This is a genomic window from Pseudomonas sp. 43(2021), assembly GCF_017490805.1.
Taxonomy (GTDB): Bacteria; Pseudomonadota; Gammaproteobacteria; order Pseudomonadales; family Pseudomonadaceae; genus Aquipseudomonas.
In genome coordinates this window covers 148,201-163,732 of sequence record NZ_JAFGYJ010000003.1, presented here as the reverse complement: position 1 = coordinate 163,732, position 15,532 = coordinate 148,201, and the positions used below count along the sequence as shown (strand labels likewise).

Genomic DNA, 15,532 nt, shown 5'->3' with positions numbered 1-15,532 from the left:
CGGTCAGCCTCGGGCCAACGCCGCCAGCACCAGTTCGCAGCTGCGCTGGCCGTAGGCGGTGAGCACCTCGCGAATGCGCGGCAGGTCACGGGCGACCACTGCGTCGAGCAGGCGGGCGAACAGGTCCAGGTAGTCGATCATGTTGGCCTGGCGCTGGTCCAGCGACAGGTAATAGGCACGGCTCATGGCCGGCTGCAGGTTTTCCACGGTTTCCTGCAGGAACGGGTTGTCGGCGAACGGATAGGCCGCCCGCATGACCGCGAAGCTGTCGGCGACGAAGGCCTTGATGTCCAGCTGGTCATGGGCCCGCTGCAGGCGCTGCTGGATCTCCAGGAACGGGCGCAGGTCGGCATCGGTGCGCCATTTTTGCGCAACCGCGTTACCCAGCAGGATGTAGAACTCACCCATCAGTGCGCACAGGCTGCGCACACTGCGCTCGTCGAGCACGGTCACGTGGGCACCCCGGCGCGGCAGGATCGCCACCAGGTGGCGGCGTTCGAGGATCAGCAGCGCTTCGCGCACCGAGCCGCGGCTGACGTTGAGTGCCTGGGTGACCTTCTGCTCCTGGATACGCTCGCCTGGCGCCAGCTCGCCACGGATGATGCGTTCGGCCAGGTAATCGGCAATCTGCTCGGAGAGGCTGTCCGGGGCCTTGAACGTCATGGTTTTCCTTCAAAATCATTGAACTGGGCACAAGTGGCGGATTGTAGCGTACTTGGCCGGTAATCGCGCAGAGGGGCCTGGCGGTTTATTTGACCTGCAAGGCAGTCACGTGCCCGGCGCGATCTATGCTTGGCATATGGCAATGTGAGCCGTTGGGCAGCGGCACGAGCAATTTCCTGACCTTTGAGTCAGAAAATTATTGACCAGCAGGACAGGTCTTGCTTAGAGTCCGCCCAACAACAATAAAACCATTGCGAGGCCATCCCCGTGATCCAGTTTCTCGTCAACCAGGAATTGCGTAGTGAGCATGCCCTGGACCCGAACATGACGGTGCTGCAGTACCTGCGCGAGCACCTGGGCAAACCTGGCACCAAGGAGGGCTGCGCCAGTGGCGACTGCGGCGCCTGCACCGTGGTGGTCGGCGAGCTGACCCAGGACGACCAGGGCAACGACAGCCTGCGCTACCGCAGCCTCAACTCGTGCCTGACCTTCGTTTCGTCGCTGCACGGCAAGCAACTGATCAGCGTCGAGGGCCTCAAGCACCAGGGCCAGCTGCACAGCGTGCAACAGGCCATGGCCGATTGCCATGGCTCGCAGTGCGGCTTCTGTACCCCCGGCTTCGTCATGTCGCTGTTCGCCCTGCAGAAGAACAGCAACGGCCCCGACCTGCACCAGGCCCAGGAAGCCCTGGCCGGCAACCTGTGCCGCTGCACCGGCTACCGGCCGATCCTCGATGCCGCCGAGCAGAGCTGCCGCCAGCCCTGCCGCGACCAGTTCGACGCCCAGCAGGCGCAGACCATCAGCCGCCTCAAGGCCATTGCGCCAACCCAGACCGGCGAGCTCAACAGCGGCGACAAGCGCTGCCTGGTGCCACTGACCGTGGCCGACCTGGCCGACCTGTACAGCTCGCACCCCGAAGCGCGGCTGCTGGCCGGCGGCACCGACCTGGCCCTGGAAGTCACCCAGTTCCACAAGACCTTGCCGGTGATGATCTACGTCGGCCATGTGGCCGAACTCAAGCGCATCGAGAAAACCGCCAGCCACCTGGAAATCGGCGCCGCCACCCCGCTCACCGACTGCTACGGCGCGCTGAACGAGGAATACCCCGACTTCGGTGCCCTGCTGCACCGTTTCGCCTCGCTGCAGATCCGCAACCAGGGCACCCTGGGCGGCAATATCGGCAACGCCTCGCCGATTGGCGACTCACCACCCCTACTGATTGCCCTGGACGCGCAGATCGTCCTGCGCCAGGGCGAGCGTCAGCGAGTGATGCCACTGGAAGACTACTTCATCGACTACCGCATCACTGCCCGCCAGGACAGCGAGTTCATCGAGAAGATCATCGTGCCGCGCGCCACCAGCGACTGGGCGTTCCGCGCCTATAAGGTGTCCAAGCGACTGGACGATGACATTTCCGCCGTGTGCGGTGCCTTCAACCTCAGCATCGAAGACGGCGTGGTCAGCGGCGTGCGCATTGCCTTCGGCGGCATGGCGGCAATCCCCAAACGGGCCCGTGCCTGCGAAGCGGCGCTGCGCGGCAAGCCATGGAACCAGGCGGCCATCGAGCGCGCCTGCCAGGCCCTGGCCGAAGACTTCACCCCGCTCAGCGACTTCCGCGCCAGCAAGGAATACCGCCTGCTGACCGCGCAGAACCTGCTGCGCAAGTACTTTATCGAACAGCAAACGCCGTACATCGAGACCCGGGTGACCGCTTATGTCTAACCATCACGTAGCCAAGAGCCAGGCCGAGATGGCCGAACTGTTCAGCCAGGACCTGACCACCGGGGTCGGCCGCAGCGTCAAGCACGACAGCGCCGACAAGCATGTGTCCGGCGAGGCGGTGTACATCGACGATCGCCTGGAATTCCCCAACCAGCTGCACGTCTATGCGCGCACCGCCGACCGCGCCCATGCACGCATCCTGCGCATCGACACCACGCCGTGCTATGCCTTCGAGGGCGTGCGCATCGCCATCACCCACGAAGACATTCCCGGCCTCAAGGACATCGGCCCGGTGGTGGCCGGCGACCCGCTGCTGGCCATCGACAAGGTCGAGTTCTTCGGCCAGCCGGTGCTCGCCGTGGCCGCCCGCGACCTCGACACCGCACGCCGTGCGGCCATGGCCGCCATCGTCGAGTATGAAGACCTGGAGCCGGTGCTGGATGTGGTAGAGGCGTTCCGCAAGAAGCACTTCGTGCTCGACAGCCACACCCACCAGCGTGGCGATTCCGCTGCTGCCCTGGCCAGTGCCCCACACCGCATCCAGGGTACCCTGCACATCGGTGGCCAGGAGCACTTCTACCTGGAGACGCAGATTTCCTCGGTGATGCCCACCGAAGACGGCGGCATGATCGTCTACTGCTCCACGCAGAACCCCACCGAAGTGCAGAAACTGGTCGCTGAAGTACTCGACGTGCCAATGAACAAGGTGGTGCTGGACATGCGCCGCATGGGTGGTGGTTTTGGCGGCAAGGAAACCCAGGCCGCCAGCCCGGCGTGCCTGTGCGCCGTGGTGGCGCGCCTGACCGGCCAGCCAACCAAGATGCGCCTGCCACGGGTCGAAGACATGACCATGACCGGCAAGCGCCACCCGTTCTACGTCGAGTACGACGTGGGCTTCGACGATGACGGGCGCCTGCACGGCATCAACTTCGACCTGGCCGGCAACTGCGGCTACTCGCCCGACCTGTCCGGTTCGATCGTTGACCGCGCCATGTTCCACTCCGACAACGCCTACTACCTGGGCGATGCCACCGTGCACGGCCACCGCTGCAAGACCAACACCGCCTCCAACACCGCCTACCGCGGCTTCGGCGGGCCACAGGGGATGGTCGCCATCGAGCAGGTGATGGACCACATCGCCCGCCACCTGGGCCGCGACCCACTGGCGGTGCGCAAGGCCAACTATTACGGCAAGACCGAGCGCAACGTCACCCACTACTACCAGACCGTCGAGCACAACATGCTCGAAGAGATGACCGCCGAGCTGGAGGCCAGCAGCGACTATGCCGAGCGCCGCGAGTCGATCCGCCGCTTCAACGCCAACAGCCCGATCCTGAAGAAGGGCCTGGCGCTGACGCCGGTCAAGTTCGGCATTTCGTTCACCGCCACCTTCCTCAACCAGGCCGGTGCGCTGATCCATATCTACACCGACGGCAGCATTCACCTGAACCACGGTGGCACCGAAATGGGCCAGGGCCTGAACACCAAGGTGGCGCAGGTGGTGGCGCAGATCTTCCAGGTCGATTTCAGCCGCATCCAGATCACCGCCACCAATACCGACAAGGTGCCCAACACCTCGCCGACCGCCGCTTCCAGCGGTGCCGACCTGAACGGCAAGGCGGCGCAGAACGCGGCCGAAATCCTCAAGAAGCGCCTGACCGAGTTCGCTGCGCGGCACTATCAGGTGACCGAGGAAGACGTCGAGTTCCGCAACGGTCATGTGCGCGTACGCGACCAGATCGTCAGCTTCGAGCAGCTGGTGCAACAGGCCTACTTCGCCCAGGTGTCACTGTCCAGCACCGGTTTCTACCGCACGCCGAAGATCTACTACGACCGCAGCCAGGCGCGCGGCCGGCCGTTCTATTACTTCGCCTTCGGCGCTGCCTGCGTGGAAGTGCTGGTCGACACCCTGACCGGCGAATACAAGATGCTGCGCGCCGACATCCTGCACGATGTGGGTGATTCGCTGAACCCGGCCATCGACATCGGCCAGGTGGAAGGCGGCTTCATCCAGGGCATGGGCTGGCTGACCACCGAAGAGCTGGTGTGGAATGCCAAGGGCAAGCTGATGACCAACGGCCCGGCCAGCTACAAGATCCCGGCAGTGGCCGACATGCCGCTGGATTTGCGGGTAAAGCTGGTGGAGAACCGCAAGAACCCCGAAGACACCGTGTTCCACTCCAAGGCCGTGGGCGAGCCGCCGTTCATGCTCGGCATCGCCGCCTGGTGCGCGATCAAGGACGCCGTGGCCAGCATCGCCGATTACCGCGTGCAGCCACAGGTGGATGCACCGGCGACGCCGGAGCGGGTGTTGTGGGGGTGCGAGCAGATGCGCAAGGCGGTGGCTGCCGCGCAACCTGCCGAGCCGGAACTGGAAACCGTGTCTCACTGACAATGCAGGGCCCTGTGGGAGCGGGTTTACCCGCGAATGCGATAGTGGCTTCACCGCCGCATTCGCGGGTGAAGCCGCTCCCACAGGGATCGCGACGCAACTATAGAGAGGTTGCATCATGCACCAATGGATCAACGCCCTCGCCGACCACCAGTCCCGTGGCGAAGCTTGCGTGCTCGTTACCATCATCGAGGAACGCGGCTCGACCCCGCGCAATGCCGGCTCGAAAATGGTCGTCAGCGCCAGCGGCCTGTTCGACACCATCGGCGGCGGCCACCTGGAATACAAGGCCCTGCACATCGCCCGGCAGATGCTCGAAGAGCACCGCACCACCCCGCACCTGGAACGCTTCAGCCTCGGTGCCAGCCTTGGCCAGTGCTGCGGCGGCGTCACTGTGCTGCTGTTCGAACCCATGGCCGCGGTGCAGGCGCAGATCGCCGTGTTCGGCGCGGGCCATGTCGGCCGCGCTCTGGTACCCTTGCTCGCCGCGCTGCCCTGCCGGGTGCGCTGGATCGATTCGCGCGAGCAGGAGTTCCCTGCCCTGATCCCCGACGGGGTGACCAAGGTGGTCAGCGAGGAGCCGGTCGACGAAGTGGCCGAGCTACCGCCAGGCTGCTATTGCATCGTCATGACCCACAACCACCAGCTCGACCTGGAACTGACTGCCGCCATTCTCAAGCGCAACGACTTCACCTGGTTCGGCCTGATCGGCTCGAAGACCAAACGGGTCAAGTTCGAGCACCGCCTGCGCGAGCGCGGCTACGACGATGCGGTGATGGCGCGCATGCGCTGCCCGATGGGCCTGGCCGAGGTCAAGGGCAAGCTGCCCATCGAGATCGCCGTATCCATCGCCGGTGAAATCATCGCCACCTACAACGCCTGCTTCGGCCAGCACGACGCTGCCGCCAATGCCGGCCCCATTGCCCAGTTGCTGCCGCCCTCCCGGCGCAGCCAAGCCATTTGACGAGTGTGTTATGACCGTTACCCGCAAAGCCTACCGTGCCGCCATCCTGCACAGCATCGCCGACCCGGCCGAGGTGGGCCTGGAGGCTTCCCATGAATATTTCGAGGACGGCCTGCTGGTGGTCGACGATGGCCGCATTCGCGCCGTTGGCCACGCTGCCGAACTGCTGCCGACCCTGGACGCCGATATCCCGGTCGAACACTACCAGGACGCGCTGATCACCCCGGGCTTCATCGACACTCACATCCATTTCCCGCAGACCGGCATGATCGGCTCCTACGGCGAACAGCTGCTGGACTGGCTGAACACCTACACCTTCCCTTGCGAAAAGCAGTTCGCCGACAAGGATCACGCCGACCAGGTGGCGAAGATCTTCCTCAAGGAACTGCTGCGCAATGGCACCACCACCGCCCTGGTGTTCGGCAGCGTGCACCCGGAATCGGTCAATGCCCTGTTCGAAGAGGCCGAGCGCCTGGACCTGCGCCTGATCGCCGGCAAGGTAATGATGGACCGCAACGCTCCGGACTACCTGACCGACACCGCCGAGTCCGGCTATACCGAAAGCAAGGCACTGATCGAACGCTGGCATGGCAAGGGCCGCCTGCACTATGCAGTCACCCCGCGCTTCGCCCCGACCAGTACGCCTGAACAGCTGGCACTGGCGGGCCAACTGCTCAAGGAGCACCCGGGCGTGTACATGCACACGCACCTGTCGGAAAACCTCAAGGAAATCGATTGGGTCAAGTCGCTGTTCCCTGAGCAGAAGGGGTACCTCGACGTATACGACCACTTCGAGCTGCTGGGCGAGCGCTCGGTGTTCGCCCATGGCGTGCACCTGTGCGATGACGAATGCCAGCGCCTGGCCGAAACCGGCTCGGCCGTGGCCTTCTGCCCCACCTCCAACCTGTTCCTCGGCAGCGGCCTGTTCAACCTGCCCCAGGCCGAGCGCTTCAAGGTCAACGTGGGCCTGGGCACAGACGTTGGCGCCGGCACCAGTTTCTCGCTGCTCAACACCCTGAACGAAGCGTACAAGGTGATGCAACTGCAGGGCGCGCGCCTGCACCCTTACAAGTCACTGTACCTGGCCACCCTCGGCGGCGCCCGCGCGCTGCGCCTGGACGACCGCATCGGCAGCCTGCGCCCGGGTAACGATGCCGACTTCGTGGTGCTGGACTACAAGGCCACACCACTGCTGGACTACCGCATCCAGCAGTCCAACAGCATCGAAGAAACCCTGTTCGTGCTCACCACCCTCGGTGACGACCGCACTGTGCGCGAAACCTACGCCGCAGGGCGTTGCGTGCATCAGCGCTAAGGTTCTTTTGCCAGGCCCCGGTACAGCGCGCCGCCGATTGCAGCACCGATCAGCGGCGCCACCCAGAACAGCCACAGCTGTTGCAGGGCCCAGCCACCGACGAACAAGGCCGGCCCCGTGCTACGCGCGGGGTTGACCGAGGTGTTGGTCACCGGGATCGAAATCAGGTGGATCAGGGTCAGGGCCAGGCCGATGGCGATAGGCGCAAAGCCCGCCGGTGCCCGGGCGTCGGTGGCGCCCATGATCACCACCAGGAACATCGCCGTCATCACCACTTCACTGACAAAACCTGCCCCGAGCGTGTAGCCGCCAGGCGAGTGGTCGGCGTAGCCGTTCGAGGCCAATCCCGAAGACAGCTCGAAACCTGCCTTGCCGCTGGCGATGAGGTAGATCACACCCGCCGCCAGGATGGCGCCGATCACCTGGGCGATCACGTAGGGCAGCAGCTCTTTGGCCGGGAAGCGCCCGCCCACCACCAGCCCGAACGACACGGCGGGGTTGAGGTGGCAGCCGGAGATATGGCCAATGGCGAAGGCCATGGTCAGCACGGTGAGGCCAAAGGCGAAGGCGACACCGAGTACACCGATGCCGACGGGGGAACTGGCGGCGAGTACCGCACTGCCACAGCCACCAAGTACCAGCCAGAAGGTGCCGACCAGTTCGGCCCCCATGCGTTTACCGAGGGACATGCTCATGAATCCTTTCCTCAAGAAGTTGAACGCAACGGACGCGCAAGCCCAACTGCTTGATGAAGGTTTGCTCACAAGAATTTAGCAGACGTTTGGTCAACTGCGAGAGATGGCCGTACTGCTTGTGGGAGCGGGTTTACCCGCGAACAAGGCGACACGGTGTATGGCACCGGCTGCGCCGGTGTTCGCGGGTGAACCCGCTCCCACAACGGCGCACTACTTTCACTTCAGCAAACGATCAACCCTTGGCAGAAACCTTGGGCTTTTTCAGCAGATGCGAGAACACCGCATGCAGATCGTCCGAGGCACTCTCCTCGTCCAGGTTCAGCTTGCTGTCGATGTGGTCCATGTGGTGCATCATCAGGCTCACCGCCTGCTCGGCATCGCGCGCCTCGATGGCATCGATCAACTGCATGTGCTCGTCATACGAGCAATGCGAGCGGTTGCCGCTTTCGTACTGGGCAATGATCAGCGAGGTCTGCGACACCAGGCTGCGCTGGAAGCTGACCAGCGGCGCATTACCTGCGGCCTCGGCCAGCTTGAGGTGGAATTCGCCGGAAAGGCGAATGCCCGCACCGCGGTCGCCACGGGAAAAGCTGTCGCGCTCCTCGCGCACCATCTGCCGCAGCTCGTTGAGCTGCTCGACGGTAGCGTGCTGCACGGCCAGTTCGGTAATGGCCCGTTCGACCATGCGCCGCGAGAAGAACACCTGGCGAGCCTCTTCCACCGTCGGGCTGGCGACCACCGCGCCGCGGTTCGGCCGCAACAGCACCACGCTTTCGTGGGCCAGGCGCGACAAGGCACGGCGGATGATGGTGCGGCTGACACCGAAGATCTCGCCCAGCGCTTCCTCGCTCAACTTGGTGCCCGGTGCCAGACGCTGCTCGAGGATCGCCTCGAAAATATGCGCGTAGACGATGTCGTCCTGGGTACCACTGCGGCCAGCCTTGCCGGTACGCGCAGGTTTCTTCAGAGGTTGCAGCTGTTCGTTCATGGGCTCTCGAGGCACGAAGGAAAGTATGGCGCCATTGTACACAGGCTGAGCCGTTTCTGCAGGTGGCCTTTTACCTATATAGCCGTTGTACGACGCATTGCGCACACAAAAGATAAAACAGTATTTGCATTTTTTGTACACAAAAGCATAATCCACCGAGCAACTTCTTGACCCACAAGTCAACAAACAGGTCAGACGTCTGCCTTCCCTCGCGGAGCCGCCAAGTGCATTGCGCAGGCCCCCGGCTCCAGAACAACAAGAAAGACTTGAGGAGTACCCGCTGTGGAAAGCCGCAAATCCGAAGCCCCTACGCTGGATCTCGCTCCACCGCTCGAAACGAGCTGGCTGGAGCGGATTTTCAAACTCAAGCAACACGGCAGCACCGTCAGAACCGAAATGATCGCCGGGGTGACCACCTTCATCACCATGGCCTACATCATCTTTGTCAACCCCAACATCATGGCCGACGCTGGCATCGACCACGGTGCCGCCTTTGTCGCCACCTGCATCGCCGCCGCGCTGGGCTGCCTGTTGATGGGCCTGTACGCCAACTGGCCGGTGGGCCTGGCGCCGGGCATGGGGCTTAACGCCTTCTTCACCTACACCGTGGTCGGCACCATGGGCTACAACTGGGAAACGGCACTGGGGGCGGTATTCGTCTCGGGCGTGCTGTTCATGTTCCTGACCTTGTCGAAAGTGCGCGAATGGTTGCTCAACAGCATCCCGGTCAGCCTGCGCCATGCCATGGGGGCCGGCGTCGGATTGTTTCTCGGGCTGATCGGCCTGAAGACGGCAGGCATCATCGTCGACAGCCCGGCCACCCTGATCAAGCTGGGCTCGCTGCATGAGCCGGGGCCGCTGCTGGCGGCCGTGTGCTTCCTGCTGATCGCCATCCTCAGCTACAAGCGGGTATTCGGCGCCATCCTGATCAGCATCATCGGCGTCACCCTGGCCGGCTGGGGCCTGGGCCTGGTGAAATTCGGCGGTGTGATGTCGATGCCGCCGAGCCTGGCACCGACCTGGATGGCCATGGACGTGGCCGGCGTGTTCAACGTCAGCATGATCAGCGTGGTGCTGGCGTTCCTGTTCGTGCACATGTTCGACACCGCTGGCACCCTGATGGGCGTGGCCCAGCGGGCCAACCTGGTGGCGCCGGACGGGCGGATTGAAAACCTGTCGCGGGCGTTGAAGGCGGACAGTGCTTCGAGCGTGTTCGGTGCCGTGGTGGGTGTGCCGCCGGTGACCAGCTATGTGGAAAGTGCTGCGGGTGTAGCGGCGGGCGGTCGTACTGGCCTGACTGCAGTGGTGGTCGGCCTGCTGTTCATCGCCGCGATGTTCTTCGCCCCGCTGGCCGGGATGATTCCAGCCTACGCGACGGCCGGCGCGCTTATTTACGTGGCAATGCTGATGATGGGCAGCATGGCGCACATCCACTGGGACGAAGCCACCGACAGCATTCCGGCGATCGTCACGGTAATCATGATGCCGCTGACCTTCTCGGTCGCCGATGGTATTGCCCTGGGCTTCATCAGCTATGTGGCGTTGAAGGCAGGTACCGGCAAGTACAAGGAAATCTCCGCCAGCCTGTGGGTGCTGTGCGCGATCTTCATTGCCAAGTTCGTGTTCCTCTGACCCTCACCGCACCAGACAAGGGCGCTTCGGCGCCCTTTTGTCCTCCTCGGCGCGGCCCCTGTGGGAGCGGCCTTGCGCAGCCCTTTCGCGACGCAAGGCCGCTCTCACATTGACCGCGTCAGGCTGATATTTCTGTCAGGTGCAAGGTGCGCAGGGGCTTGATACAAATGCTACCGAATACGAGTGGAGGCTGGCCCAATGCGAGATTCGACAAAGTCTGCCCGCGCCTATGCACCTTTTGGTCACGCTACGCCCGCCAACAACCTGCTGGGTTTCAATGGCGAAATTCAACACGTCATTAGCGGTCTTTACCCGCTGGGTAACGGCCATCGCATGTACAGCCCGACGCTGCAGAGGTTCCACAGCCCTGACACCCAGGCCCCCTTCAACCGAGGCGGGATAAACCACTATGCCTACTGTGGCAACGACCCGGTCAACTGGCGGGACCCAAGCGGGAAATGGCGACAGCTCGTGAAAACTGCACTGAAGATTGCAGTGGGTGGCGGCGCTGCGGCAGCAGGCAAGATGAACGCAGAGTTTGTCGGCGATGTGTACACGACAGGCAAGCATGCACTGACGCGAGGGCCAGTACCGCAGCACGAGTTCCCCCTGGAACGAACCACCCTCATGCAAAACGCCAATCAGGCTAGACGACCGTTCAACGACTCGGTAAACGGCGTCAACTTCAATCTGGCGACCTGGGGTGATGCCTCGCTGACCGAGCGCCAGGCCCGGTACTACATAGACGGGACCTGGTCGGACCAGAGCAATACCACCCTTTACGGTTACAGCGCTGCAGGCTGGCTCATTGGCTTCGCCAAAACCCGTCAACCCGGCACCTTGACCGGGGCCCTGTTCAATGCTGCGGGCGCGGCCGGCGCAGGCGTCCTGGACCATGTGAGCTACAAGACCGGAAGCATGCTGACACAAGACTTCACGCGACAAACCGCGTCAATCCGACAATAAAAAAAGCCCGCCAGTGTGAGAGCGGGCCAAAGGACCTACGAAGATTCTTCTAGCGACCAACTAGCTTCCACGATAGGTCGAATAGCTGTACGGCGAGATCAGCAGCGGCACGTGGTAGTGCTCCTGCTGCTCGTCGATGCCAAAGCGCAGCACGACAACATCCAGAAACGCCTGGGCCGGCAGTTGCACGCCACGGGCGCGATAGTAGTCGCCAGCACTGAACTGCAGTTGATAAACACCCGTGCGGTAGTCGTCCCCCTGCAGCAGCGGCGCGTCGACGCGGCCATCGCTGTTGGTCAGGGCGGTGTTCACCAGCTCCAGCTGCTGGCCTTCGACACGGTACAGCTCGACCTTGATCGAGCTGCCCGGGCAGCCATGCGCGGCATCCAGTACGTGTGTGGTCAAACGTCCCATTGCTTGTCGCCTCTTGTTCAATCTGTGGGCAAAAAATACACGGCCATCATCACGCCAAAGGGCCTGCGATGTGCGGGAATGCCCCATTAAGACATTCCATCGCAAAATTGTACACAATTTTTTGATCCCTTCTGTCACGACCCAGGTTTCATGCCCATAAACGACCCATCGGTCGCAAATGCAGGCACCTGGCCGACCCCGATGTCATTTGCTGACCAATCAGGCAGGTTTCTTGCACTGTTTTTCCAGGTCGCTGCAAGGCGACAAAAGGGAAGAAATGCGGAAAAACAGGCTTACAAAAGATTTCAGAAGTTGTATACAATCAGCCCATCCGGTGGTGCGACATCCCGACGCGGCCCGCCCACCCCCGCACAAACGCACAAGAAGGAAGACTGCAGTGAGCGCTGACTACCCTCGCGACCTGATCGGTTACGGCAACAACCCTCCTCACCCGCAATGGCCGGGCAACGCTCGCATCGCGCTGTCTTTCGTCCTCAACTACGAGGAAGGTGGCGAACGCAACATCCTGCACGGAGACAAGGAATCCGAAGCATTCCTCTCTGAAATGGTCGCCGCCCAGCCACTGCAGGGCGTGCGCAACATGAGCATGGAATCGCTGTACGAATACGGCAGCCGCGCCGGTGTGTGGCGCCTGCTGAAGCTGTTCAAGGACAGCGGCGTGCCGCTGACCATCTTCGCCGTGGCCATGGCCGCCCAGCGCCACCCCGACGTGATCCGCGCCATGGCCCAGGCCGGCCATGAAATCTGCAGCCACGGCTACCGCTGGATCGACTACCAGTACATGGACGAGGCCCAGGAGCGCGAGCACATGCTCGAAGCCATCCGCATCCTCACCGAAATCACCGGCGAGCGCCCGCTGGGCTGGTACACCGGCCGCACCGGCCCGAACACCCGTCGCCTGGTGATGGAGGAAGGCGGCTTCCTGTACGACAGCGACACCTATGACGACGACCTGCCCTACTGGGAGCCGAACAACCCTACCGGCAAGCCGCACCTGGTGATCCCTTACACCCTGGACACCAACGACATGCGCTTCACCCAGGTACAGGGTTTCAACTGCGGCGAGCAGTTCTTCCAGTACCTGAAGGACGCCTTCGATGTGCTGTACGCCGAAGGTGCCGAGGCACCGAAGATGCTGTCCATCGGCCTGCACTGCCGCCTGGTCGGCCGCCCGGCGCGCCTGGCCGCACTGAAGCGCTTCGTCGATTACGCAAAAAGCCATGACCAGGTCTGGTTCGCCCGTCGCGTGGACATCGCCCGCCACTGGCACGCCACCCACCCGTACAAGAAAGAGAATGCCTGATGACCGCCTTCAACACCCTCAAGCCATCCACCCTGGGCCGTGACGCCTTCGTCAAGGCTTTCGCCGACATCTACGAGCACTCGCCGTGGGTCGCCGAAAGGGCCTATGACCTGGGCCAGCTGGGCGAGCTGGACGAGATCGAGGCGCTGCACCAGCGCATGAGCGACATCCTGCTCAGCGCCAACCACGCCGACCAGCTGGCGCTGATCAACGCTCACCCGGACCTGGCCGGCAAGGCCGCCATCCAGGGCGAGCTGACCGAATCGAGCACCAATGAACAGGCAGGCGCCGGGATCCACCAGTGCACCGCCGAAGAGTTCGCCCGCTTCACCGAACTGAACGATGCCTACAAGGCCAAGTTCCAGTTCCCGTTCATCATGGCGGTCAAGGGCAGCAACCGGCACCAGATCCTCGCCTCCTTCGAAAAACGCATCCACAACGATGCCGATGCCGAATTCAAGGAAGCCCTGGCGCAGATCAACCTGATCGCCCTGTTCCGCCTGTTGCAGCTGTAAGCGACCGCCGAACCTTATTCAGAACACGAACAATAGAAGAGATATCCGCATGCGCACCCTGATGATCGAGCCCCTGACCAAAGAAGCCTTCGCTCCCTTCGGAGACGTGATCGAAACCGACGGCAGCGACCACTTCATGATCAACAACGGCTCGACCATGCGCTTCCACAAGCTCGCCACGGTCGAAACCGCCGAGCCTGAAGACAAGGCGATCATCAGCATCTTCCGCGCCGACGCGCTGGACATGCCGCTGACCGTGCGCATGCTGGAACGCCATCCGCTGGGCAGCCAGGCTTTCATCCCGCTGCTCGGCAACCCCTTTCTGATCGTGGTCGCGCCCGTTGGCGATGCACCTGTATCAGGCTTGGTCCGCGCCTTCCGCAGCAACGGCAGGCAGGGCGTTAATTACCATCGCGGCGTCTGGCACCACCCGGTGCTGACGATCGAAAAGCGGGATGACTTCCTGGTGGTTGATCGCAGTGGTTCCGGCAACAACTGCGACGAGCATTACTTCACCGAGGAACAGATGCTGATCCTCAATCCCCACCAATAAGAAAAGGTCGGTCATTCAAGGGCATTGCCCGAGCGGGTGACCGGCAAGAGGTACATACTGTGGAAGCACACCTTCACGAATGGCTGAACCTGAGCATTCGCTGGGTTCACATGATCACCGGCGTAGCCTGGATCGGTGCATCGTTCTACTTCGTCTGGCTGGAGAACCACCTGAACCGAAGCAACCCGCGCGATGGGTTGTCGGGTGATCTCTGGGCAATTCACGGCGGTGGTATCTACCACCTGGAGAAATACAAGCTCGCCCCCCCGAAAATGCCCGAGAACCTGCACTGGTTCAAATGGGAAGCCTACTTCACCTGGATGTCCGGTATCGCCCTGCTGTGCGTGGTGTTCTACTGGAACCCGGCCCTGTACCTGCTGGCCCCTGGCAGCACCCTTAGCGGTGCCGAAGGCGTGGCCATCGGTATCGGCTCGCTGATCGCCGGCTGGTTCATCTACGACTTCCTGTGCGACTCGCCCCTGGGCAAGAAGCCAGCGCTGCTCGGTGCCGTACTGTTCGTGCTGATCATCGCCGCATGCTGGGGCTTCAGCCTGGTGTTCAGCGGCCGTGGTGCATACCTGCACACCGGCGCGATCATCGGCACCATCATGGTCGGTAACGTGTTCCGCATCATCATGCCGGCCCAGCGCCAGCTGGTGGCGGCTATCGAGAACAACCAGACGCCCGACCCGGTACTGCCGGCCAAGGGCCTGCTGCGCTCGCGCCACAACAACTACTTCACCCTGCCGGTGCTGTTCATCATGATCAGCAACCACTTCCCGAGCACCTACGGTAGCCAGTACAACTGGCTGATCCTGGCCGGTATCGCTGTAGCCGCGGTCCTGATCCGCCACTACTTCAACACCCGCCACGACAGCAACAAGTACGCCTGGACCCTGCCGGTCGGTGCCCTGGCGATGATCTGCCTGGCCTACGTCACCGGTCCGAAACCGATGGCCGTGAGCCCTGAGCAAGCCGCGGCGAAGATCGAGTACCAGCCACTGCCCGCGACCGCCGTAGGTGGCAAGACCGCTGCCGAGCAACGCGCCGAGGACGCCGCCAAGGCTGCCGCAGCGCCTGCCGCGCCGGCTGCAGCCCCTGCCCAGGCTACGGCCCAGGCTGGCGGCGAGAGCTTCGACAAGATCCACAATGTCATCCAGGAACGCTGCACCGTGTGCCACTCGTCGAAGCCGACCAGCCCACTGTTCAGCGCCGCCCCTGCCGGCGTGATGTTCGACACCCCGCAACAGATCCAGGCCCAGGCCGCGCGCATCCAGGCGCAAGCGGTCGCCAGCCAGATCATGCCGCTGGGCAACATCACCCAGATGACCACCGAAGAGCGCAAGCTCGTCGGCGACTGGATCGCCAAAGGCGCCCCGGTCAACTGAA

The 15,532-nt window shown here is 63.0% G+C and carries 14 protein-coding genes; 10 read left to right on the top strand and 4 right to left on the bottom strand.

Features of this window, described 5'->3' with window-relative positions; genetic code table 11:
• Positions 1 to 3 precede the first annotated feature (3 nt).
• Positions 4 to 663, bottom strand: a complete 660-nt coding sequence (locus J5M71_RS03800; protein WP_063912777.1) for a GntR family transcriptional regulator — start codon at positions 661 to 663, stop codon at positions 4 to 6.
• A 267-nt stretch (positions 664 to 930) separates the two neighbouring features.
• On the opposite strand from J5M71_RS03800, the gene xdhA reads away from it, so the two are divergent.
• The 4 genes from xdhA (at position 931) to guaD (ending at position 7,056) form a co-directional block, all read left to right on the top strand.
• A complete protein-coding gene (xdhA, locus tag J5M71_RS03795; RefSeq protein ID WP_207829995.1) occupies positions 931 to 2,385 on the top strand; it encodes a xanthine dehydrogenase small subunit in 1,455 nt (484 codons plus the stop codon).
• Entirely contained in the window at positions 2,378 to 4,777 is a 2,400-nt protein-coding gene (xdhB, locus tag J5M71_RS03790) for a xanthine dehydrogenase molybdopterin binding subunit (protein WP_207829993.1), read from the top strand. The genes xdhA and xdhB overlap by 8 nt, the downstream gene beginning before the upstream one ends.
• Positions 4,778 to 4,895: 118 nt before the next feature.
• Positions 4,896 to 5,741, top strand: a complete 846-nt coding sequence (gene xdhC / locus J5M71_RS03785; RefSeq protein ID WP_063912780.1) for a xanthine dehydrogenase accessory protein XdhC — start codon at positions 4,896 to 4,898, stop codon at positions 5,739 to 5,741.
• A 10-nt stretch (positions 5,742 to 5,751) separates the two neighbouring features.
• On the top strand, positions 5,752 to 7,056 hold the full coding sequence (gene guaD / locus J5M71_RS03780; RefSeq protein ID WP_087499863.1) for a guanine deaminase: 1,305 nt from the start codon (positions 5,752 to 5,754) through the stop codon (positions 7,054 to 7,056).
• Here guaD and aqpZ read toward each other — a convergent pair.
• A complete protein-coding gene (gene aqpZ / locus J5M71_RS03775) occupies positions 7,053 to 7,751 on the bottom strand; it encodes an aquaporin Z (RefSeq protein ID WP_063912782.1) in 699 nt (232 codons plus the stop codon). The genes guaD and aqpZ overlap by 4 nt on opposite strands.
• 232 nt (positions 7,752 to 7,983) lie before the next feature.
• Positions 7,984 to 8,739 carry a GntR family transcriptional regulator gene (locus J5M71_RS03770; RefSeq protein ID WP_207829990.1) on the bottom strand — a complete coding sequence of 252 codons (756 nt, stop codon included), beginning with the start codon at positions 8,737 to 8,739 and terminating at the stop codon, positions 7,984 to 7,986.
• 312 nt (positions 8,740 to 9,051) lie between these two features.
• Between J5M71_RS03770 and J5M71_RS03765 the strand changes: the two genes are divergently transcribed.
• The gene (locus J5M71_RS03765) at positions 9,052 to 10,371 is read left to right on the top strand and encodes an NCS2 family permease (protein ID WP_233686994.1); all 1,320 of its coding nucleotides are present in this window, start codon (positions 9,052 to 9,054) and stop codon (positions 10,369 to 10,371) included.
• Positions 10,372 to 10,569: 198 nt separating this feature from the next.
• On the top strand, positions 10,570 to 11,337 hold the full coding sequence (locus tag J5M71_RS03760; RefSeq protein ID WP_207829985.1) for an RHS repeat-associated core domain-containing protein: 768 nt from the start codon (positions 10,570 to 10,572) through the stop codon (positions 11,335 to 11,337).
• 60 nt (positions 11,338 to 11,397) lie between these two features.
• Here the strand turns inward: J5M71_RS03760 and uraH are convergent, their stop codons facing one another.
• The gene (gene uraH / locus J5M71_RS03755) at positions 11,398 to 11,751 is read right to left on the bottom strand and encodes a hydroxyisourate hydrolase (protein WP_003259496.1); all 354 of its coding nucleotides are present in this window, start codon (positions 11,749 to 11,751) and stop codon (positions 11,398 to 11,400) included.
• A gap of 397 nt (positions 11,752 to 12,148) precedes the next feature.
• Here uraH and puuE point away from each other — a divergent pair, with 397 nt between their 5' ends.
• From puuE to J5M71_RS03735, 4 genes are read left to right on the top strand one after another with little or no spacing between them, the layout of a single operon-like run.
• Positions 12,149 to 13,075: an allantoinase PuuE gene (puuE, locus tag J5M71_RS03750; protein ID WP_207829982.1), complete on the top strand. Its 927-nt coding sequence runs from the start codon at positions 12,149 to 12,151 to the stop codon at positions 13,073 to 13,075.
• Entirely contained in the window at positions 13,075 to 13,590 is a 516-nt protein-coding gene (gene uraD / locus J5M71_RS03745) for a 2-oxo-4-hydroxy-4-carboxy-5-ureidoimidazoline decarboxylase (protein WP_207829980.1), read from the top strand. The genes puuE and uraD overlap by 1 nt, the downstream gene beginning before the upstream one ends.
• Positions 13,591 to 13,639: 49 nt before the next feature.
• Positions 13,640 to 14,143, top strand: coding sequence for an ureidoglycolate lyase (locus J5M71_RS03740; protein WP_012315446.1), 504 nt, complete (start codon positions 13,640 to 13,642; stop codon positions 14,141 to 14,143).
• A gap of 59 nt (positions 14,144 to 14,202) precedes the next feature.
• Positions 14,203 to 15,531: a urate hydroxylase PuuD gene (locus J5M71_RS03735; RefSeq protein WP_207829978.1), complete on the top strand. Its 1,329-nt coding sequence runs from the start codon at positions 14,203 to 14,205 to the stop codon at positions 15,529 to 15,531.
• Position 15,532: the final 1 nt, after the last annotated feature.